Here is a 20,223-nt window from a genome sequence, read left to right on the forward strand (position 1 = left end):
AATGGAACGGTCGACAATTCGAAGGCGGGTCTTACGAATCGGGTTTTGGGGGTTGATCCTTTATACCGCTCTCAGCACAACACTGGTCTGGGCGATTCAGTTGGGGATGATTCCCATTCCCGAACGCCCGAAGGTGGTCGCGGAGCAACCGGAGCAGAAAACGGAGGGCTCTGCTTTAAGCGAGACGGCATTTACTGAACAATTCGTGCGGGAATACCTGTTGTGGACGCAGGGAATGGAAGAATCCCGTGCAGAACGATTAAAGCCGTTTTGGAAACCGCGCATGGATGTGCAGGGAGGACTCGATTTTAAGAGATCAGGGTGGAATTCCTATGCGCAACATGTGAATGTATGGGAGATCCGGGAGCGCAAGGACGGATCGGGCATTAAGGATGTCACCGTGTTTGCTGAAACCATCCTGACCAGAGCGGACAACCAGAAAGAGCAAAAACGGGTGGACCGTTATCTGATTGTACCGATCAAAAAAGCGGGTTCCTCGTATCTGGTCGTGGAAGTGCCGCACTTGATCGCTCCGCCGGTTGCCTCTGTCCCGGATGAACCGGAGACGGAAGAGAAGAAGGGCGAAAGCGTCAGTGAAGAAGTGCGGGGGCAAATCGAGCAGTTCATGAAATCTTTTTGGAAAGTATATACCACGGGAGAACCCCAGGAAATCGCCTACTTCCGCAAAGACAATCAGCCTCATTCGGGACTTGCCGGAATCTTGAGCTTCATGGAGATGAAAAATCTGTCCGTCTACCAGGAAGGACAAGAAGTGCGGGCAGAGTGTGATGTCTTGTTGGAAGATTTGGCATCCGGCGCGCACGTCACTTATCACTATACCTTTTATCTCGTGCAAGATGGTGACCGTTGGTATGTTGTGAGAATGGGACAAGGAGAGGAGTAACCGATGGATACTTACATGTTATGGATGTTGGCTGAAGGCCCGGGCAAAAAGCTGCAAGAAACCCTGGGCGGGGAGATTGGCTCCCTTTTCTTCCTGGCCGTTATTTTCATCAGCCTGACCTTGTTTTGGAAAAGAGCATTTACGGCCTTTTTGGGTTTTGCTCTCTTCGCGATGCTGGTCAGCGTGTTCATCTTCCAGCCTGAACTGGTGCAAAGGCTTGGTTCTGACGGATTTAGATGGTTGTTTGAGGCGTACCTGAGATGAAGCAGATCCGCGTTTACAACCAGGTTTTTCGCATTGAGAAAACGGTTTACTCCATTCAGGGAGTCAACCTTCCCCTGCCGGTTTCTTACCGTCAGTTGGCTTTTTTCGTCGGAACCTTGGTTCTTATGGTTGTGTTGAATAAATTCCCCCCCATCAGTTGGGTGGATTACTTCCTTATCAAGTTTGTGGGAATTCCGGCGGTTGTGGCCTGGTTTTTTACCAGAAAAACGCTGGATGGAAAAGCGCCGCACCGCTTTATCTTAAGATATGTGGAACATTTTTTCAGCCCGCATCACTTTGCGCGTTATCGGGAAATCGAAAAGCCCGGAGGCAACTGTTATCAATATGAAGGCGAAGTAGCATACCGACTGACACCCGGAGGTGATTCCAAGTGACGCGCATCCTCTTCCCGGTAAAATATTTTGAAAAGAATCTGGTTTTTGGCACGGATGGGTCGGTTTATGCCTATTATGAGCTTCAGCCATTCAACTATGATTATCGGTCTGTGGATGACCAACTGAGCCTCCATGGTAACCTGGAGGCTTTTTATTGGAATATCAATGCGGACACCCACGCTTTGGTCGTTCCGGAATTTCAAAGCCTGGAAGATCATCAAAAAGCGATGAACGAAAGACTGAGCGGTCCGCTGCTCGAAGCCGGCCGCCGGCACATTCAAGCCGCCATTGACCACCTGAAAGGAAAGGAGATCCACCAGCACCGCTTTTTTATGGGGATCAAGCTGAAACAAACGGAGGTCAAGGGCTTATCTTTTTTTAGCGAATTACAATACATTCTGAAAGACTTTAAACGCTATCTGCAGGGCCATTCCGGAACGGATGCCCCGGAGATCTTTGAAGAGGAAATCCAGGCGTACATGAGTCAGGAGGAGTTGATTTATTCCCGGATCAACGGTTACTTACGAGCGCGCCGGGTGGATGCGCCGGATCTGGAGTGGTTGATCCGAAGGGGGTTTTACCGGGGGATCGGCGAAACACCGCGCCGCAAGAATTGGACTCCTAAAACGATTCCCGTCGAAATCAGAGGAAAAAAAGCCAAACGCCCCACCCGGGACATCCTGACGCTGACGGAGGGCCGCTTCGACGATTCCCACGGCCGGCAGTTGATCGTCGAACAGCATGTAAACGGGAAACGGAAAAAAGGATACATGGCGTTTCTCACTCTTTCCCACATCCCGGACAAAGCTCCTTTTCCCGGAGTGGAATGGATCTATTGTCTGCAGCAGTTGTCGTTTCCGGTGGAAGCATCCATCCGGACGGAGACGATTGAATACGGGAAGGCCCTGACGCAAGTCATAAACAAGAAAAAAGAATTAAAAGCGGAAGATGAGCATGCCCTGGAAAGCGGAGAAGAAACTTCCTACCACATCCTGTCAAGCCGGCAAGAAGCCAACGAACTGGAAAGCAATCTGCGCACGGATAAATTTCCGCTCTTATATACCTCGATTGTGTTATGCGTGTCGGGTTCGACCCAGGAAGAGCTCAATCTGAGAATCCAGCTGGTGAAAGATTTGTACAGCGATTTGATGATTCAGATAGAAGTTCCCTATGGGGACCAGTGGCGGGGATTTAACGAATTTATCCCCGGTTCTAAAAAGTATATTACCGATTACGCCCACTATATGGATCCTGCAGCCGCTGCTGCCAGCATGATTGGAGCGACCCGTCAATTGGGGGACGGGCAGGGCCATTTTATCGGCATGTCGCAAAATCTCCCCGTCTTTTTTCAACATGATCGCGGGCCGAAGGACAAAAAGTTGAGCACCACCGCGTCGGCGGCCTTTATCGGGGCGCTGGGGGCAGGTAAGTCGCTGGGAGCCAATTTGCTCGCTTACCAGGCCCTTTTGAACGGGGCAAAAGTGCTGATCTTCGACCCCAAGGATGAACGCGGCCACTGGCCGGACGCGCTTCCTGAGCTCCGAGACCTTACCCGGATTGTCACCCTCAGGGCCAGCCTGGAAGACAGAGGAAAGCTTGATCCCCTGATGGGAGCGGTCTCTTCTTCGGACCAGATGGCTGCCGCCGAGACGGCCAAACGGATTTTACAATTCCTCGCCCGGGCGGCGGACGGGACCTACGAAGCGATTGTGATCGGCAAAGCGGTCGATTATGTGATCAAGCAAAATGAACCTTCGATGATGAAAGTGATCGACTGTTTAAAAGAAGGTTTGAAATCCGCGCCGGAAAAAAGATTGGATACGCTTGAAGAGATGGTGGATGTCCTTGAGTATCTGGCGACATCCGGGCAGGGGCAACTTCTGTTCGGCGACGGAACCCAGGAAGCGATCGATTTGTCGAAACCGCTCACCATCTTGCAAGTGGAAGACTTGAAATTGCCCGATGAAAGCCAGACCGATTACGGGCGCATGGCCATCGCCCTCTTGATGGCGATTTCCGACTTCTCGCGGCGTTTCTCCAACCAGTCTTCCCATGAGTTCAAGCTCGTATTGTTCGATGAATCCTGGCGCCTGGCCAAAGTGCGGGAAGGGCGGGCCATACTGGAAGAGTTGGTCCGGACTGGCCGAAGCAAAAACGCGGCGATCTACCTGATCAGCCAGAACGCCAAAGACATGCTGGGTGAAGAGATCCGTTCCAATCTGGGATGCCGGTTTGTCTTCCGCTGCCGCGATCAGAGGGAGGCGGAAGCAGCCTGTCAAATGCTCGGGATCGAACCGAACGAGATCAATGTGGAAAAAATTCGCAACCTGCCGACCGGCACCTGCTTGATGTCGGATTTGGAAAAACGGGTGAATGAAGTGGAAATACGGGTCATTGAAGAGCGCTTGTTCCGCGCGTTCGACACTCGCCCCGGTTCCAAAAACGCATTGCAGGCTGAACCGGACAAAGGAGTCGCTTTGCCATTCCGGTAAGCAGGTACATGAAGGGGGCCCTGTTTGTTGGAGAACGATAGAATGTATGGGAAGAGGGAGAACATTTTGCGATGAAAACACGAAAGTTTGGGCTGGTCTGTCTGTTCGTCCTGTTGATCACAACAGGGATCATTGGAAGCCATGCGGCAGCTTTTGCCGAAGACGCTCAACAACAATCTGAGGGATTTAATTTGCCGACCGACATATTGATCCTATTCCCGGAGGATCAGATTCAAGCAGCCAAAGCCAAAGGGTATGAGGTCAAGTTTAGTAAATATCCTCTGAGCAGATATAACTTGGAAATGGAGATTGAAGAGAGGCAGTTATGGGAAGTTAATGATTTATTAGCTGACTCTGCTTACGTGCTCATACACCGAATAAACAACTTTATATGGCAATCATTGCTGAAATGGGACTATATAGTGATTTTGCTTGTAGAAAGTGCATTTTCCCTAAACATGGTTAACCAATTTGCCGATGCGGTAGAAAAAGCAGTCCAACAATTAGCCGGTTTCAACGGATCCGGTTACGGAAGCTCAGGGATCATCGGCAACTTTCTTACCTTTATGATCATCGTGGCCGGTGCATGGATCGCCTATCAGGGAATGATCAAGAAAAAAACCACAGAAGCCTTGAACGGGATGTTAATCAGCGTTCTTACCCTGATTCTGGGATTAGCTTTTTTTGCGAATGCAGGTGGGGTGATGCGTTACTTAAATGATATCAGCAGCGGCTTAAGCCAGGAAGTGATGGGAGTAGGTATCGCTTTCCAAAATGAAATCAGCACGGAAAACTCAGTTTCTTACCCTTCGGATGTCTCTTCCATGGTGATTGCCGACAAGCTTTACAATATGTTTGTTTACGAACCCTATTTGATGTTGCAATATGGAAAAACATCAAGCGATCCAAAGCTGACAAAAGAGCGAATAGAGAAAATACTAGGCAATAAAGTCGGTAGTACGGCGAGAATGAACGCTGTAACGGAAGAGAAAAAAGGCAGTGAAGAACTAGGTTACGAGCCCAATCCGATGGTAACAACGTTCGGTACATTTGAGAGGCTCAGTTTGTTATTTCTTCTCTGTGTGTCGCATTTTGTGCTGGGGATGTTGTTTTTAGTCATTGCGGGGTCCATGATCTTGTATCAATTTCTGTTTGTATTAATCGCCTTGTTTGCGCCGTTCGCTTTTTTAATGGCGTTAAACCCCGCCTGGTCGTCCGTGGCAACCACCTGGTTCAGAAAGTTTGTGGGTTATCAGTTGATTAAACTCATCATCGGCGTGTTTTTCAGTATGCTGCTGACACTATCCCAATTTTTGTATGATGTCAATCCGCCTCAGAAGGTAGGCTATATTTGGACCATTGCCATGCAGTTAATCCTGGTCGTCGGCGTGGTTTGGAAAAGAAAAGATCTGCTGGAAATTTTGCAGGCTCCCATGGCTAAGGAAAAGAAACTGGACGGAAATATCAATATTGAAATGCCGATTAATTATGTGACCAAGTATACAGAAAAAATGGCATCCAGAGTGCAAAATCTGAGAATAAGGAAATAAGTGGTCAAGGAGGGGGCATTCATTGTTTGATACAAACTTACCCAGCGGGCGCCGCAAATTATTTTTCTTTATTTTGCTGGTTTTCACGATTGCGGGCTTTGGGACCAAGTACCTGTTATTCAAGTTTGGTTGGGTAGGTGGACAAACGAAAACACCCGAGGCTCCCCCTTCTGCACTGGAAGCCGGGCCGGCAGACCGGCAGAATGAGCAAGAACCGGCGGCTTTGACAACAGAAGATGTGGAGAAAGCCCGGCAAGCGGCCGAAATGTTCATTCGAAGTTATACAACCCGGGACGATCAAACTAAAAACGAACGGCTGCAAGCCTTAAAGCCGTTGACGACTCCTTCTTTCTATCAAATATTGCAGGAGGAAGCGGAATTATCAAGGCCGACCGGCGAGACACACTCCACCAGCTTTCAATCCTTAGGGAAAGTCGATTGCGGGGCGGTCGGCAAGTCCGTTGAGTGTTTGGTGGAAACGATTTTGCAGGAAATGCAAGGAGACCAACCGGCCATCCCGGTTGAACGGGTTTACCAGTTGACCTTAGTTGAAGAGAGTTCAGATTGGCTGGTGGAAGAGGTGGTGTTGCGTGGAAGTATCGACTAAATCCGCTGTCCGATCCCCAACCTTCATTTCGATCCCCCGGCGGACAGCGAAAGCGACTCGGAAATCTTCCCAAAGTTGGAAGGCTGCTCTGTTGTTTCTGTTGATCGCTGGATTTTTTTTCATTCTCTTTATCTTCATGTTATTCGGTACGGTGTTGATCGGCCTCTTCTCCGAACCACCGGCTCAGATCGATGCAGGCCAGTGGGAAGTGGCAACAGGATTTCCCCAGGCGGCTCAAAAATATCTGCCCATTTATCAGGAAGCCGGACGAAAATATGGTGTCCCGTGGCCGATTTTGGCTGCGATTCATAAAATCGAGACGGATTTTGGACGAAATCTCAGCGTCAGTTCGGTCGGAGCGAGAGGACATATGCAATTTATGGACAAGACATGGCTCGGATGGAGCTTTTCCGGAGGAACGAGGCTGGGAGACCTGCCGGATCACGTAAATATAACGGATCCCGACCGGATTGAAGAATACGGCGGTTATGGTGTGGACGCTGATGGGGACGGCCGGGCGGACCCCTACAATCCTGTGGATGCCATTCATGCGACGGCCAAATATCTCGCGGCCAATCATAAGCCGGGAGATGACTGGTTTAAGCGGGGAGGGGCCGTCTGGCAGTACAACCATGATTACGAAAACTATGTATTAAAGGTGAAACAATACGCGGAAGCTTTTGCCCGCCCTGTGCTTTCGGCAGCCGGTTCTGCGGCGGGAAGCGGGCAATTTTTATGGCCGGTTCCCGGCGGAAAAGTAACTTCTTCGTTCGGCTACCGTTTTCATCCGCTGAAGAAGGTGTATCGGATGCACGAAGGGATTGATATTGGAAAAGAGCTGGGTGCACCGATCCTGGCCAGCGACAGCGGTGTTGTGATTGAGTCGAGAAAGGCGGAGGGTTACGGATGGATGATTGTGATCGATCATGGAAACGGTTATCAAACTCTTTATGCTCATATGGAAGAAAAGGATGTACAAGTACACGCGGGACAAAAGGTTAAAAAAGGGCAGATGATTGCACGGGTGGGAAGCAATGGGTGGAGCACCGGTCCCCATTTGCATTTTGAAATCCGGCGAAACGGGCAGATCATCAACCCGGAGCAGGTCGTCAAGGTACATGAAACTTTACGAAAATAAAAGGATGAGCCTGGAAGAAAATAGAATCTTAAGATATCATCCATTCGTCATCCTCTTACTCCTTTTGGAAAGGTGGGGTTTGATTGTTTCCCTGGAACAATGTTCCGAAAGGCACTGACGAATCACTCAAAATGATCTTCAAAGTATTTTGCTATGTGGTGTTGATCGGCGGATTTCTATTTGGGATTTATAAGCTGTGGGTGTATCTTGAGCAGAAGCTGGACTCCGCCCCACCCGCTGAACAAGCATCCAAAGCAGTGGGCGAGAAGCTGGCTTCGTTCTGGGGTATGGTCGCCGTCTGGCTGCCCATTCTCTTGCTGATGGTCATACTCGGGGTTGTCCTGTATTATGCGGGGGTTTGGTTGTTCAGAAACCGCTATCGGAACCGGGCGGCGAAAGGGGTTAAATATTTGCGCATTCTGCCTTCCAATGATATTCGCCTGGAAATCGACAAGGTGATGACACTTTCCCGGACATTTGGCGGAATGATCCGGCCGATGCAGTTGCGCTGGAAGTTGGGTACTCCCTGGTTTCGCCTGCGTTTTGCCATCCCTCCCGACAGCCAGGAGATCGGAATTTATCTCGCCTACCCGGAAGATAAGGAAAACAGCGTTAAAGACACGATTCGGAGTGTGTATCCGACGGCAGAACTTCACGATTTGACGCCGGACAAGTTCCCCGAGCCGGAAAAAGGCGGATCGGGCGGCCATTTTATGTTCCAATTGGGACAGCGGAAAGGATTGCCGCTCGCCTCCTTGGAGCAGAAAAAACAAAGCCAGCTCGGAAATATTTTAAACTGTTTGCGACCGGGAACCTTCCTGGATATTCAGTTTGCCCCCGTCAGCTGGAGGGAATTGGAAGAGAGATCGGAAGATGTATTGGACAGTTTGAAAAACAAGCGGATGACGGATATGGACCCTGAAGAAAAAGCGAGACGAATCAGTTTGATGAAGCGGTTGACCGGACGGGAACTCACCTTCCACGTACGTCTCTCCCTCTGGTCCAACCACCCGAAAGCGGTGTCGGTGGTTCGCTCAACCGCAAATGCGATTGAAACGGCGATGAACTATGACGGGGCCATCTTTTTCTGGAAACACGACTGGTGGAATCCGATTGCGGACCGGAATCCGGTTCCGATCCCTTTTCCTTTTTCCGTGATGACATGGACCTGTGACGAGTTGGCTAATCTGTTTCACATTCCGCCGGGGGATCACTGGATCTATAAAGAGCCCGACAAAGAGGATGGAAGCGACTCGAGGGGATATATTGTCCATCTGGAGGCCAACCAACGGTCGATCAGTTCCGATGAATGGAAGGAAGGAATATTGATCGGCAAAATTAAGCATCCATTGGAAAAACGCGAAATGCGGGTCGGTTATGATCAGTTGAGCAAACATTTTGTTCTGACCGGCGCCAGCGGAATGGGCAAATCCAGTTGCGCGGTGGAGATGATCCAGTCCCTTCTGGATAATTGGTTTGAAAATCCGGACGAACATCCGGGATTTACGATCATCGATCCGGCGCGCGAGATCATCCCGATCATTGAAAACCGGCTCCGGATCGCTGAAAAGGTTGGTGTGAACATTCCGCGGGAAAAGATCCATCATTTTAATTTTTCCGATGACACCACGCATGTTCCCGCTTTAAATTTATTGCATAAAACCGAGGGGTATTCTTCCAACCATCTCGCCCAGCAGACGGCCACCGTGTTGTGTACGCTGGCCAATCCGGGAGAATCCATGCTTCGGACCCAGCGGCTGCTGGGGATGGCTGTCCAGAGTTTGCTCGAAGACAACCAACCGCATACGATTATCAGCATCGAAGACCTCTTTCGCAATGAAGCGTTTCGCAATAAAGTGATTCATAATGTCCAGGACCCTTATGTAAAAAGATTCTGGGCCAACCTGGAAGAAAAGGAATCAAAACAGGAATTGGAACACATTTTTCACCGGGTGGACCGGCTTCTGCAAAACCCCATCACCCGACGGCTCTTCTGTCAGTTGGGTATGACATTAAATATTCGGCAGTACATGGATGAAGGGCATATCGTTTTTGTTGACACCTATGGCCTGAAGGATTACCATCTCCGGGTCACGGTGGGCCATCTGATCAACCAGTATCACCAGATAGCGAAAAAACGTCCGTCCAGCGCCAAATTCCACCTCTTGATGGTGGATGAAGCCCAACTGGTCCAAATCCCCCTGATCACCGAAATTCTGCTTGAGGACAGAAAGCACGCATTTGGGATCGGACTGATTACGAGAGATATTGACCAGTTTAAAAATGAAGCGCTGCTGCAAGCGATCCGTTCCAATATCGGCATGATTATCAGCTGCGGGCAGACGGAAGGATCGGATGAGGTGGAGAGCCTGACCCGTCAGCATCTGAAAGCCAGTTTTTTGGAGCGGTTGCCTGAGCGGAATGCGGCTGTCTATATCCGGGCCAAACGCAGACAGCGGAGTGATGTAACCACTTGCGTGGTGGAAAATGATCCGCCTTACGTGTACCGTCCTGACGGAAAAGAAGCTGATCACCGAACAGCTGAAAAGGATGAGGCCCTGGAATGGGGACTGGAGTGGGGACTGGAGTTGATGCGAAACTCTTCCGAATCCCGTCCGATCAGCGAAGTGGATCAAGAAATCGGGGAGCATATGAATCAGACGTTAAATTTAAAAAAAATGGGTAATTAGTCACCAACGCAAATAAAATGTATCTGCAAAGGATGAGTAGCTTGTTCAAAAACAAAAACCGATCCCATATAAGGGATCGGTTTTATACAAAAATCTGTTTGAACAATATGGGGAGTGGGGTCACTTGTTAAAGTTGTTTTCAGCTGTTTTTAAACTGATTTCCTCATTGCTGCCATTTCTTGAAATCGTGTTTATATCTTTTTTTGTTAGTTACCCATTGCAATCTTCAGCTGTACCCATAATTGTTTTCATCGTTCTTTTTATAGGCACGTTTTTTTGGCTCTCCTTGAGTTTATCAGTCGGATGGGGTTTATTAGGTTTTTTATTGTTTTATGTAGATTTAAATGCAGGATGGATAACAGGAATTCTCATGGCCCTGGTTTTCGCGGCAGTAAGATTTTTGCTTTGGAAAGGGATGGGATGGATAAAAAAGCGTTAATCTAAGTGGAAAACAATATCTGAAAATACAATCGCTCATAAACGTACGTTTGGCGAAAAAAACGACGGATACTGGTTTAGGTAAAAAAACGGTTCCCCTTCTGCTTTTTAAAAATATTTCCATCATCTGATCTCATATCCAGCCTTCCGGTCTGTTATACTGTCATCGTAAAGATTTGGCCGGAAGGGGTTTCACCGTTGCAACGAAAATGGATGATCTATTATGTGATTGTGATTCTCGTATTTTTGCTCGGCAGATGGTTGCTTATCGAACAATTTCATTTTGATACAGGCAAGCCGTCTGAAACCGGGCGAGAGTTGTATCTTTACTGGGTGAACGGTTTTGCTGTCTTATTCTTGGGACCCGCTTTTTATTGGACCGTCCGGAAATGGACGAAAATGGTGAAAGAAAAGATTCCGTCTGCCGGATTACGGGTTTTGACCCTTTTCTACAGCATTGTATTTTTGGTCTTTCTGTTTCTGGTGGTTTATTATAGTTTGATCCTGTCTTTTTAGTCGGAAAAACATCCGGCCCCATGAGGTGTCCGGGTGTTTTTCAATCACTCCGAGATTTCTTTTTTTGGGAGTTTACAGCTCAGAGGGGAGAATCCTAACATGATCAAACTCCAACTTTTTACGAGGGATGATTTTGCCCGGATGATCGATTGGGCGGTTTCACCGGAATTTCTTGTGCAGTGGGCGGGAACCGAATTTACCTATCCGGGAAGGGCTTTTGCGCGATCAGCGAAGAGTGGGAGACGAGTATTGGAATCTGGTTGTGATGAGCATGTTGGAAGATGAATACAGGAAGCGAAATCGTGGCTAAAAAGCTGTGCGTGACTTCCCGGCTCAACGTATCGGCTGAAATTGCTCGAAAGCAGGCAGGGAGACTCTTATGATCCGCACCCGTCAGCTAACCTCGTAAGCGTTCGAAGAGAAGGGCTTCCTTCACACTAAAAGCCATGAGTGAGCGTGCTTCCTCATGGCTTTTTACTATTTTGGATCACGTGAATCGGGAACCATTTTTTCGTTTTCAGCTTCCTGGTTTTTTATTGGAATAGTGGCATCGGTTGCTGCAGTACCAGACTGCGTGAATGATTCCCGCTCGCATTTTCAAAAGCTGTGTCCCGCGAGTCACGTTCATCATCCGTTTGTTTTTGTGGGACCGTTGACAGGTTCGTCACCGCCGCCAAGCGCTTGCACTTCTTCGGAGGCCGGCGGGGCCAATATTTCTTTTTTTCTCTTCTTTGCCAAAGGAGTGGTTCCGGGGTTTGGCTCCAGTTCAAAACCGGGCCCAAATGGGGGTTGTTTTTCAAACGGCAAGTTCAACACCTCGAATGGAAAGTTTAAAATAGTATGCACAGGTTGTTATCTTTTTATAGATCCTTACAGGGGTTGCCGAAAAGGGAAGGTGAACCGGACGGCTCCATGATTCTGCCGGACCGGTTTTTTCTGATATAGGGGCGATCGGCTGGGCAGCCGGGACCATTTTTCATGACAGGTTTATCCGGTTGCGATCCAATGTCGGTTTTCTCTAACATAATGATAGGAAATTTTTTAACATAATGAGGGTTCGGGATGATGCGAATCAAATGGACATTGGAAGCTCGCATGATCGGATGGATCAGTCTGTTGCTCTTGGTAGTGGTCCTTTTGCTTGGCGGAACTTTTTATCTGTTTATGGTCAAATATATTGAAAACCAGGTGGGGAAGCGGGCGCTGAGTGTAGCGCAAACGATCGCGGAAATGCCTGAGATCCAAAGGGGATTTGCCGAGAAGGAACCGTGGAGGACGATTCAGCCACTGGTGGAAAAAGTTCGCAGTCAGACAGGGGCGGAGTTTATCGTTGTCGGGAACAGACAGGGGATCCGTTATTCCCATCCGTTTCCCGACCGGATCGGTAAAAGTATGGTTGGCGGGGATAACGACCGGGCGCTTCTCCGGGGAGAGTCGTACATTTCCAAAGCAATTGGAAGCCTGGGACCGTCGCTCAGGGGGAAGGCTCCCATCACGAATGAGCGGGGAGAAATCATCGGCATTGTGTCGGTCGGCTTTTTGTTAAGTGACATTGATCAATTGGCTCATGCCTATTTTACAAGCATCTTCTTCGTTTTAATGCTGGTATTTTTCATCGGCTTTTTGGGAGCGGCCTGGCTGGCCAAACGGGTGAAGCGTTCCATCTTTGGCCTGGAACCGGAGGAAATCTCTGCCCTCTATCAAGAGCGGCATGCGGTGCTTGAATCGGTGCGGGAGGGGATTATTGTGGTGAACGCCACAGGGAACGTTTCGCTGATTAACCGGTCGGCCGTGAAGATCCTGGAATTGCCTCCTCCGCCAAAGATCGTGGGCAGGCCGGTTCAGGACTTCCTTCCCCATACGCGTATGCTGGACGTATTGGAAACAGGACAGGCGGAGTTGGATCGCGAGGTGAATCTGAATGGAAAGGAACTGGTGGTCAGCCGCCTGCCCATTCGTGACCAGTCCCGCGTGATCGGCGCGGTTGCCAGCTTTCGCTTAAAATCGGAAATCGACCAGGTCGGCCGTGAGCTTTCACAGGTGAAGCAGTATGTGGAGGCACTCCGGGCACAAACCCATGAGTTTAAAAATACGCTTTACACGATTTCCGGACTGATCCAGCTGGAGTCTTATCAGGAGGCGATTGAGCTGATTCATCGGGAAAGCGAAGCCCATCAGGACCATGTGGTGTGGGTGATGCAAAAATTTCCCGACCCGCGGCTCGGAGCTATTTTGATCGGCTTTTACAACCGGGCGCGGGAGCTGAAAATTGATTTTATGATCGGGAAGGAGAGCTGTCTGCAAAAAATCCCCCCTTCGATCAGCCATTCCGCGTTGGTTTCCATCCTCGGAAATTTGATCACCAATGCTTTTGAAGCGGTCCTGGACGAGGAAGAATCCCGCCGCAAAGTAAGGCTCTTTGTGTCGGATCTCGGAGATTCCTTGTGGTTTGAAGTGGAAGATGCGGGTCCCGGAGTTCCGGATGACATCATTCCCGCTATATTTGAACGGGGCTTTTCGACAAAGAAAGCTCCTTCAGGAGAACGGCGCGGATTTGGACTGGCGAAAGTTAAAGAACTCGTTTCCGAACTGGGCGGCAGGATCACGATTGACACAGGTGAATGGGGCGGAGCTGTTTTCGCTGTTTCTTTGCCAAAGGAAAGGGGGTCTCAATCATGCAGGGAACAGAAACCGTTGATGTGTTGATTGTAGAAGACGATCTTCGCGTGGCTGAGATCAACAGGCGCTTTTTGGAAAAGTTGGAAGGCTTTCAGGTCGTGGGCATGGCCGCTTCCGGGGAAGAAGCCAAAGAGTGGATGGAAGTGATGCAACCTCAGCTGGTCTTGTTGGATGTTTATCTGCCGGACATGAAAGGAGTTGAACTGGTCTGGCATATCCGTCAGCATTACAGACAGACAGATATCATCATGGTCACGGCAGCCGGAGAGATCGAAGTGGTCCGGGAGGCGCTCCGCGGCGGTGTTTTCGACTATCTGGTAAAGCCGATTTTATTCGACCGGTTTAAAAGAAGCATGGAGAATTACCGCAACCATCTTCGCACGTTATCCCATCAGGGCCGGTTGGATCAGCATCAGGTGGACCGCCTGCTCCGACACACGCGGGATGAGCTTCCTCGCACGTCCTCTTCCGCCGATTTGCCGAAGGGAATTGATCCGGTGACGCTGGAAAAGGTGGTGCAAATCGTCAATGAGGATGGAGAAACAGGCCTGACCGCCGAACAGGTGGGACAACTCATGGGAGCAAGCCGAACCACCGCACGCAGATATTTGGAATACCTGGTTTCCATCCGCCGGTTAAAAGCCGATCTGGCCTACGGGACCATCGGGCGTCCGGAGCGAAAGTACTTTGCCGTCTGAATGGTGAACAAAATGAACAAAATGTTAGTTATGCATTTTATCTCTTATAAAATCATAAACTATCTTTTTATACCGGATTCTCTTACATTTAAGACAGAAATCGATTTCTGTCTTTTTCTTTTTTGTAAGCGTTATCAGTCGGGAGGGAAGTCCTTTGAAACGATTATCTGTCATCCTGCTGTCAGGAATCATTGCCGTCAGTGCAGCGGCATGCAGCCAAAAGCCAACCTTTTCGGAGCAGGGTTCGGGAACTTATCCCGATAAACCGATCACTCTGGTGGCTCCGTCGGGAGCGGGCGGAGGCTGGGATCAAACCGCCCGTTCCATCACCAATGTGTTACGGAATACGAAGCTGGTCACCCAGCCCGTCACTGTAGAAAACAAACCCGGGGGCGGGGGAGCTGTTTTCCTGGCGGAATATGCTACCCAGGAAAAAAACAACCCGTATAAACTCTTTGTCAATTCGCCTCCGATTTTGATCAACCATCTGAAAAAAGAAGGGAACAGCCCGTTTGGTTACCAAGATACCACACCGCTCGCCCAGCTGGCCATCGATTACGGTGCCTATGTCGTCAAAGCAGACTCTCCGATCAAAGATCTGCCGGGCCTTTTGCATGAATTGAAAGCCAATCCGGCCAAATATACGTTGGCAGGCGGATCGGCTCCCGGATCGATGGATCATTTGATTGCCATTTTGCCCGCTTTTAATGCCGGGGTCAATCCGAAAACGCTCAAATATGTTTCGTATGACGGCGGAGGAGAGGCGATGGCCGCTTTGCTGGGTGGAAATGTGGACATGATCGCCACTGACGCTTCCTCTGTAGGGGAATACAAAAAATCGGGCAAAGTCAGGGTACTGGCGGTTACTTCACCGGAACGCCTGGGCGGGGAATTGAAGGATGTCCCGACTCTGAACGAATTGGGAATCCGGGAGGCCGAATTTACGATCTGGCGCGGCGTATTTGGCCCGAAAGAAATGCCGGCGGATGCCAAAAAGTTTTGGGATGAAAAATTAAAAGCATTGTCCGAAAGCGAAGCCTGGAAAAAGGAGACGGAGTCCAAAGGCTGGATCGGCGAATACAAAAACTCTTCAGAGTTCACTGCTTTTCTGAAGCAGCAAGAACAGCAGATTGGCGAATTGCTGAAGGCATTGAACATGAACAAGTAACGGAAAACGCCGACAGGAAGAGGGGATGGTTTCCCTTCTTCTACTCTTTGAAGGAGGGTTGGAAGTGAGCCGGACATTTGACCGAATCGCCAGTGTTTTGTTTTTGCTGGTGGGAATTTTCTTCATCATGGAAAGCCGCAAATTGTCTGCGAGCGCTTATGGAAGCGAAGTAGGCCCGGATCTGTTCCCGCTTGGTCTTGGTATCCTCCTTGTCTTGCTCAGTCTCCGGTTGATGGTGGAAACGTTTCGTTATCCGTCGGCAGAGATGAAAACAACCAAACTGGATGTAAAGCGGTTTGGCATCATTTTGCTTGCTGCGATTCTCTATGCCGTTCTGCTGGAACCGCTCGGTTATGTCCTGTCTACTTTCCTGTTCTTAGTCGTTGCTTTTCAGACGATGGAGAAGGGAAAGTGGTTATCTACCATCGTATTCAGCGGTCTTTTTTCGTCCGGTGTCTATTATTTGTATGTGGGATTGTTGAAGGGAACCTTGCCGGGATTCCCATTATGAAATGGTAATCGGGAAGGGCGGTGAACCAAGATGAGCACATGGGAGTTTTTATATAACGGATTTTTGGTTGCCTTGCAACCGGAGAATCTGATTTATGCCTTTATCGGAGTACTGATCGGAACGGCTGTCGGCGTATTGCCGGGGATCGGACCCATGAGCGGGGTGGCTCTCCTGATTCCGGTCACCTCCACCTTGACAGCCGGAGCACCTCCCGAAGAAGCGGCGGCAAGTGCCATCATCTTATTGGCAGGAGTTTACTACGGAGCGATGTACGGAGGGTCCACAACCTCCATTTTATTGAATACACCGGGCGAGTCTTCTTCGGTGGTAACCGCTCTGGACGGATACCAGATGGCGAAACAAGGACGAGCCGGTGCAGCTCTGTCCATTGCGGCTGTCGGTTCCTTTTTCGCCGGTGTCGTCGCTTTGATCGCCCTGGTTTTTTTAGCCCAACCGCTGTCTGAACTGGCGCTGAAATTCGGACCGGCCGAATATTTCTCCCTGATGATCTTGGGCTTGTGCGCCGTTAGCGGACTGGCCGGAAGATCGATGACCAAAGCCCTGATCATGACCGTTTTTGGGCTTCTGCTGGCCACGATCGGCATCGATAATGTTTCCGGTGTTGCCAGATTTACCTACGATATTCCCGAGTTGTACCAGGGACTGGAGTTTTTGACCATTGCCGTCGGATTGTTTGCGCTTGGAGAAGTGTTTAAAAGCATCCTGGAAAGAGAGCAAAACGAGGGAGCCATCGCCAGGATCGACCGGATCTATCCGACCAAAAAAGATTTACAAGAGAGTGCTGGCCCGATTGTGCGGGGTTCGCTGCTGGGGTTTTTCATCGGGGTGTTACCCGGTGCGGGTGCGACGTTGGCTTCGTTCTTTTCGTATATCATGGAGAAAAAGATCAGCCGGCAACCGGAGAAGTTTGGAAAAGGCGCGATTGAAGGAGTGGCCGCACCGGAATCGGCCAACAACGGGGCTTCCGGGGGAGCCATGATTCCCCTGCTGACGCTGGGGATTCCGGGTTCCGGAACGACGGCGATTTTAATGGGGGCGCTGATCATGTACAATGTCCAGCCGGGACCTCTCTTGTTTGACGAGCATCCGCAAGTGGCCTGGGGACTGATCGCCAGCATGTTTATCGGGAACCTGATGCTTCTCATATTAAATATGCCCCTGGTCAAGGTATTTGCCAAAATTATTCAGACGCCGCCAAAATACCTGATTCCGATCATCATTGCCATCTCCTTTTTCGGGGTTTATGCGGTTCAGGTCCATACTTTTGATTTATTTCTGTTGATCGCCTGCGGGGTTTGCGGCTATTTTCTCGCCAAAAACGACTTCCCGCTCGCCCCGCTGGTACTGGGTCTCGTGCTGGGGCCGATGATCGAAAACAACTTGCGCCGAGCCCTTACCGCCTCCAATGGAGATTGGAGTATATTTGTGACCCATCCCATCTCACTTCTCTTTCTGGTCATCGCTATCTTATGGCTGCTGGTGCCAATCCTGTTGAAACTGCGCGGAAAAAAAGTGGTTGTCAACGAAGAGGGCTAAACGTTGATGTCATGTTCTGTTCGTCTGTGATCCATCGTTGTCGACCAGCCTATTCTTCATTGGATGGGCTGGTTTTTATTATTTTGATTTATTTGTATAGTTTAACAATTAGCTTTATACTTATATGAGAGCAAGAAATTGTCTAACCGGAGGGAAGGCTATGATCTTCAGGCCTCAGCCATTTAAGCTGTATAACGTCATTTTTCCCTTGTGGATCGCTGTTTTTTTACCTCCTTACACGCTTATACCTCTACTGGGAAATCTAATCATCGATGGACTGGTCATCACTTTCACCTTAAAGTGGAACAGAGTTTCGCTGGAACGCAAAAAGTTGTGGGGACTTATATTTAAAGCATGGGGGTTTGGCTTTTTGGCGGATTTGGTTGGAGTGATGATCGTGCTTACCACTTCTGTATTGCTGGATCGTTTGACGGGTTATGTTCTCGATTATTACTTCATTTGGGATGATCCGGTCTCGGTTGTGTTCAGTTTGCTGGTTGTAGCCGCCTGCGGTTTTCTCATCTTTCTCTTCAATCGCAGATTGGCCAAAAATGCTGGTTTGGAAGAAGGAATTGCACTCCGTATGGGTTTGGCGATGGGGATCATCACAGCCCCATGGTTGTTTTTGATCCCTTCTTCACTGATCTACTCGCAGATCAGTTAGACATGACCTTCATCAGCTTTCTAAGAGCGCCAAGATCGGGTGGCGCTGTTTTGTTTTCTTTAAAAAATGGATTTTGCATGGTGAAAGGGTGATTTGGGAAACATAGGAAAATCATAGAGTGAACCTTTGGGTGGTGGGAGAATATGCCCCGAATTATTTCCATCGGGACTGCCGTGCCTCCGTATGAGATCAAGCAAGACGAAGTGCGCAGTTTTGCGAGGCAGCTGTTTGGGCCGGCCTATTCTGATATAGACAGGAGGTTGACGATTTTTGAAAACACGTCGATTCAAAAGAGAAGATTCAGTCAGCCCCAGGTCTGGTTTGAAACGGAGCGGTCTTTTTCTGAACGGAACCGGGCTTACATAGAAACGGCTTGCCGACTGGGGGAAGAAGCCATTCTCCGGTGTTTGGATCGAACGGGTTTAATGCCGGATGACATGGACCACATTATTTTCGTATCCACCACGGGAATGGCCACTCCGAGTATTGATGCCCATTTGGTCAACCGCCTGTCCATGGACATACATGTAAAACGAACGCCCATCTGGGGACTGGGCTGTGCGGGCGGGGTTGCCGGCTTGTCCCGTGCGTATGAGTATGCCCGCGCTTTTCCGAAAAGCCGGGTGTTGCTGCTGGCTTTGGAACTTTGCGGGCTTACATTCCGGAGAAATGACATGTCCAAGAGCAATCTGGTCGCTTCCTCACTTTTTGGTGACGGTGCCGCAGCCGTACTCGTGGCCGGGCTGGAAGCGGAGATTCCCTGTCCGGTCGAAGGGCCGCAGATCGTTTCCTCGATGAGTACGACTTGGCCGGATTCTCTGGATGTGATGGGATGGGAGGTGGAGGATGACGGGTTAAAAGTGATCTTTTCCAAAGATATTCCGAGCCTTGTTCGCAATCAGGTCAGACCCGTAGTGAACGAATTTTTGGCAAGGGAGCAGCTGGATCTGGATCACGTGGACCATTACATTACCCATCCGGGGGGCATTAAAGTCATCCAGGCTTATCAAGAAGCGCTGGGGCTCCCGCCGGATAAAATGAAACACGCCTGTTGGGTGCTTGAAAACTTTGGCAACATGTCATCCGCCACCGTTTTGTTTGTCTTGGAAAAGGAATTGGAGGACAGTCATGCCTATGGGAGTTATGGATTAATGGCCGCACTGGGACCGGGATTCAGTTCCGAATTGCTGCTCATCCGTTGGGGAGAAGAGACTGCCCGTCGATCCGGAGGATGGGGCACTTGCAATCGCCGATCGGTGACAGAGGAAGGAATTCGCACATGTCCGGCTGGATGATTTTCTTGTGGATCGGGATGATCGGGCAGCGCTTGGCCGAGTTGCGGTTGGCTGACAAAAATGCCCGTTGGATGAGGCAAAAGGGCGGGTATGAATCGGGGCACGAACATTATCGATATATCGTCGGTCTCCACGTGTTGTTTTTTGCCGGGATTTTGACAGAAGTTGTCTGGTTGGGTGCAGCCCCGCCGGCAGTATGGCCGGTTCTTCTCCTTTTATTCCTGATGGTGCAGGGGGTCAGAGTCTGGTGCATTCGCTCCCTGGGGCGATACTGGAATACGAGAATCTGGATCGTTCCCGGTCATGCCCCGCAGGTGCGCGGTCCTTATCGATATTTGCGCCACCCCAATTATGCCGTCGTCCTGGCGGAATTTATTCTCTTTCCGTCGCTGTTTGGCGCGTACGGGACGGCGGTTGTCGGCACGTTCCTCAACTGGCTCCTCCTGGTTTTTGTACGTATTCCCGCAGAAGAAAAAGCTTTATCGGAAGCGACTCCTTATGAGATTCAGATGGGAGAGAAAAAGAGATTTTTTCCCTCATTCAGGCCGAGATAGAAACATGACCGCAGGCGAATCATTTCTTCGATCAAACAAAAACTTCCCATATCTTGTCCAACAGAGAAAAAACGGCCGTCCAACCTATGGTTGGACGGCCGGG

20 protein-coding genes are annotated in these 20,223 nt (G+C 49.7%); 19 read left to right on the top strand and 1 reads right to left on the bottom strand.

Translation table 11 applies throughout. The features are described from left to right. Position 1 precedes the first annotated feature (1 nt). The 11 genes from BMW55_RS14705 (at position 2) to BMW55_RS19980 (ending at position 11,279) form a co-directional block, all read left to right on the top strand. Complete coding sequence (locus BMW55_RS14705) at positions 2–904, top strand: conjugal transfer protein (protein WP_170839962.1); 903 nt, start codon at positions 2–4, stop codon at positions 902–904. Positions 905–907: 3 nt separating this feature from the next. Then, positions 908–1,168 (top strand): hypothetical protein, encoded by a 261-nt coding sequence (locus BMW55_RS14710; protein WP_089970959.1) that lies wholly within the window; start codon positions 908–910, stop codon positions 1,166–1,168. Beyond that, positions 1,165–1,563 (top strand): TcpE family conjugal transfer membrane protein, encoded by a 399-nt coding sequence (locus BMW55_RS14715; RefSeq protein WP_089970962.1) that lies wholly within the window; start codon positions 1,165–1,167, stop codon positions 1,561–1,563. The genes BMW55_RS14710 and BMW55_RS14715 overlap by 4 nt, the downstream gene beginning before the upstream one ends. Then, the gene (locus tag BMW55_RS14720) at positions 1,560–4,055 is read left to right on the top strand and encodes an ATP-binding protein (RefSeq protein WP_089970965.1); all 2,496 of its coding nucleotides are present in this window, start codon (positions 1,560–1,562) and stop codon (positions 4,053–4,055) included. Before BMW55_RS14715 ends, BMW55_RS14720 begins: the two co-directional genes overlap by 4 nt. 71 nt (positions 4,056–4,126) lie before the next feature. Continuing rightward, positions 4,127–5,605: a CD3337/EF1877 family mobilome membrane protein gene (locus BMW55_RS14725; RefSeq protein ID WP_089970967.1), complete on the top strand. Its 1,479-nt coding sequence runs from the start codon at positions 4,127–4,129 to the stop codon at positions 5,603–5,605. Between the two features lie 22 nt (positions 5,606–5,627). After that, positions 5,628–6,212, top strand: coding sequence for a Tim44 domain-containing protein (locus BMW55_RS14730; RefSeq protein WP_089970971.1), 585 nt, complete (start codon positions 5,628–5,630; stop codon positions 6,210–6,212). Further along, the gene (locus BMW55_RS19845) at positions 6,196–7,350 is read left to right on the top strand and encodes a peptidoglycan DD-metalloendopeptidase family protein (RefSeq protein WP_089970974.1); all 1,155 of its coding nucleotides are present in this window, start codon (positions 6,196–6,198) and stop codon (positions 7,348–7,350) included. The genes BMW55_RS14730 and BMW55_RS19845 overlap by 17 nt, the downstream gene beginning before the upstream one ends. 83 nt (positions 7,351–7,433) lie before the next feature. Beyond that, positions 7,434–10,040: a type IV secretory system conjugative DNA transfer family protein gene (locus BMW55_RS14740; RefSeq protein ID WP_089970977.1), complete on the top strand. Its 2,607-nt coding sequence runs from the start codon at positions 7,434–7,436 to the stop codon at positions 10,038–10,040. Between the two features lie 124 nt (positions 10,041–10,164). Then, positions 10,165–10,479, top strand: coding sequence for a hypothetical protein (locus BMW55_RS14745; RefSeq protein ID WP_089970980.1), 315 nt, complete (start codon positions 10,165–10,167; stop codon positions 10,477–10,479). Between the two features lie 197 nt (positions 10,480–10,676). Beyond that, complete coding sequence (locus BMW55_RS14750; RefSeq protein WP_089970984.1) at positions 10,677–10,994, top strand: hypothetical protein; 318 nt, start codon at positions 10,677–10,679, stop codon at positions 10,992–10,994. Positions 10,995–11,093: 99 nt separating this feature from the next. Further along, positions 11,094–11,279 carry a hypothetical protein gene (locus tag BMW55_RS19980; RefSeq protein WP_089970987.1) on the top strand — a complete coding sequence of 62 codons (186 nt, stop codon included), beginning with the start codon at positions 11,094–11,096 and terminating at the stop codon, positions 11,277–11,279. Between the two features lie 342 nt (positions 11,280–11,621). On the opposite strand, the gene BMW55_RS14760 is transcribed toward BMW55_RS19980, so the two are convergent. Continuing rightward, positions 11,622–11,801, bottom strand: coding sequence for a hypothetical protein (locus BMW55_RS14760; protein ID WP_089970988.1), 180 nt, complete (start codon positions 11,799–11,801; stop codon positions 11,622–11,624). A 255-nt stretch (positions 11,802–12,056) separates the two neighbouring features. On the opposite strand from BMW55_RS14760, the gene BMW55_RS14765 reads away from it, so the two are divergent. From BMW55_RS14765 to BMW55_RS14800, 8 genes are all read left to right on the top strand, one after another. Beyond that, positions 12,057–13,700, top strand: a complete 1,644-nt coding sequence (locus BMW55_RS14765) for an ATP-binding protein (protein ID WP_425283870.1) — start codon at positions 12,057–12,059, stop codon at positions 13,698–13,700. Then, the gene (locus BMW55_RS14770) at positions 13,670–14,371 is read left to right on the top strand and encodes a response regulator (RefSeq protein WP_089971239.1); all 702 of its coding nucleotides are present in this window, start codon (positions 13,670–13,672) and stop codon (positions 14,369–14,371) included. Before BMW55_RS14765 ends, BMW55_RS14770 begins: the two co-directional genes overlap by 31 nt. A 154-nt stretch (positions 14,372–14,525) precedes the next feature. Continuing rightward, positions 14,526–15,539: a tripartite tricarboxylate transporter substrate binding protein gene (locus tag BMW55_RS14775; protein WP_089970991.1), complete on the top strand. Its 1,014-nt coding sequence runs from the start codon at positions 14,526–14,528 to the stop codon at positions 15,537–15,539. A gap of 64 nt (positions 15,540–15,603) precedes the next feature. Then, positions 15,604–16,050 (top strand): tripartite tricarboxylate transporter TctB family protein, encoded by a 447-nt coding sequence (locus tag BMW55_RS14780; protein ID WP_089970994.1) that lies wholly within the window; start codon positions 15,604–15,606, stop codon positions 16,048–16,050. Positions 16,051–16,080: 30 nt separating this feature from the next. Then, complete coding sequence (locus BMW55_RS14785; RefSeq protein ID WP_089970997.1) at positions 16,081–17,607, top strand: tripartite tricarboxylate transporter permease; 1,527 nt, start codon at positions 16,081–16,083, stop codon at positions 17,605–17,607. 160 nt (positions 17,608–17,767) lie between these two features. Next, positions 17,768–18,271, top strand: a complete 504-nt coding sequence (locus BMW55_RS14790) for a hypothetical protein (protein ID WP_089971000.1) — start codon at positions 17,768–17,770, stop codon at positions 18,269–18,271. Positions 18,272–18,414: 143 nt separating this feature from the next. Then, positions 18,415–19,566: a type III polyketide synthase gene (locus tag BMW55_RS14795; RefSeq protein ID WP_089971003.1), complete on the top strand. Its 1,152-nt coding sequence runs from the start codon at positions 18,415–18,417 to the stop codon at positions 19,564–19,566. Beyond that, positions 19,551–20,120, top strand: coding sequence for an isoprenylcysteine carboxyl methyltransferase family protein (locus tag BMW55_RS14800; protein WP_089971007.1), 570 nt, complete (start codon positions 19,551–19,553; stop codon positions 20,118–20,120). Before BMW55_RS14795 ends, BMW55_RS14800 begins: the two co-directional genes overlap by 16 nt. The last annotated feature ends 103 nt before the right edge of the window (positions 20,121–20,223 follow it).

Source organism: Lihuaxuella thermophila (genome assembly GCF_900110165.1).
In the GTDB taxonomy this organism is placed as follows: Bacteria; Bacillota; Bacilli; order Thermoactinomycetales; family Thermoactinomycetaceae; genus Lihuaxuella; species Lihuaxuella thermophila.

Bases quoted from the DNA above. Each gene is read 5' to 3' on its own strand.
- BMW55_RS14765 (WP_425283870.1), top strand. From the start codon at position 12,057: ATGATGCGAATCAAATGGACATTGGAAGCTCGCATGATCGGATGGATC.
- BMW55_RS14725 (WP_089970967.1), top strand. From the start codon at position 4,127: ATGAAAACACGAAAGTTTGGGCTGGTCTGTCTGTTCGTCCTGTTGATC.
- BMW55_RS14790 (WP_089971000.1), top strand. From the start codon at position 17,768: ATGATCTTCAGGCCTCAGCCATTTAAGCTGTATAACGTCATTTTTCCC.
- BMW55_RS14710 (WP_089970959.1), top strand. From the start codon at position 908: ATGGATACTTACATGTTATGGATGTTGGCTGAAGGCCCGGGCAAAAAG.
- BMW55_RS14715 (WP_089970962.1), top strand. From the start codon at position 1,165: ATGAAGCAGATCCGCGTTTACAACCAGGTTTTTCGCATTGAGAAAACG.
- BMW55_RS14705 (WP_170839962.1), top strand. From the start codon at position 2: ATGGAACGGTCGACAATTCGAAGGCGGGTCTTACGAATCGGGTTTTGG.
- BMW55_RS14770 (WP_089971239.1), top strand. From the start codon at position 13,670: ATGCAGGGAACAGAAACCGTTGATGTGTTGATTGTAGAAGACGATCTT.
- BMW55_RS19980 (WP_089970987.1), top strand. From the start codon at position 11,094: ATGATCAAACTCCAACTTTTTACGAGGGATGATTTTGCCCGGATGATC.
- BMW55_RS14795 (WP_089971003.1), top strand. From the start codon at position 18,415: ATGCCCCGAATTATTTCCATCGGGACTGCCGTGCCTCCGTATGAGATC.
- BMW55_RS14800 (WP_089971007.1), top strand. From the start codon at position 19,551: ATGTCCGGCTGGATGATTTTCTTGTGGATCGGGATGATCGGGCAGCGC.
- BMW55_RS14785 (WP_089970997.1), top strand. From the start codon at position 16,081: ATGAGCACATGGGAGTTTTTATATAACGGATTTTTGGTTGCCTTGCAA.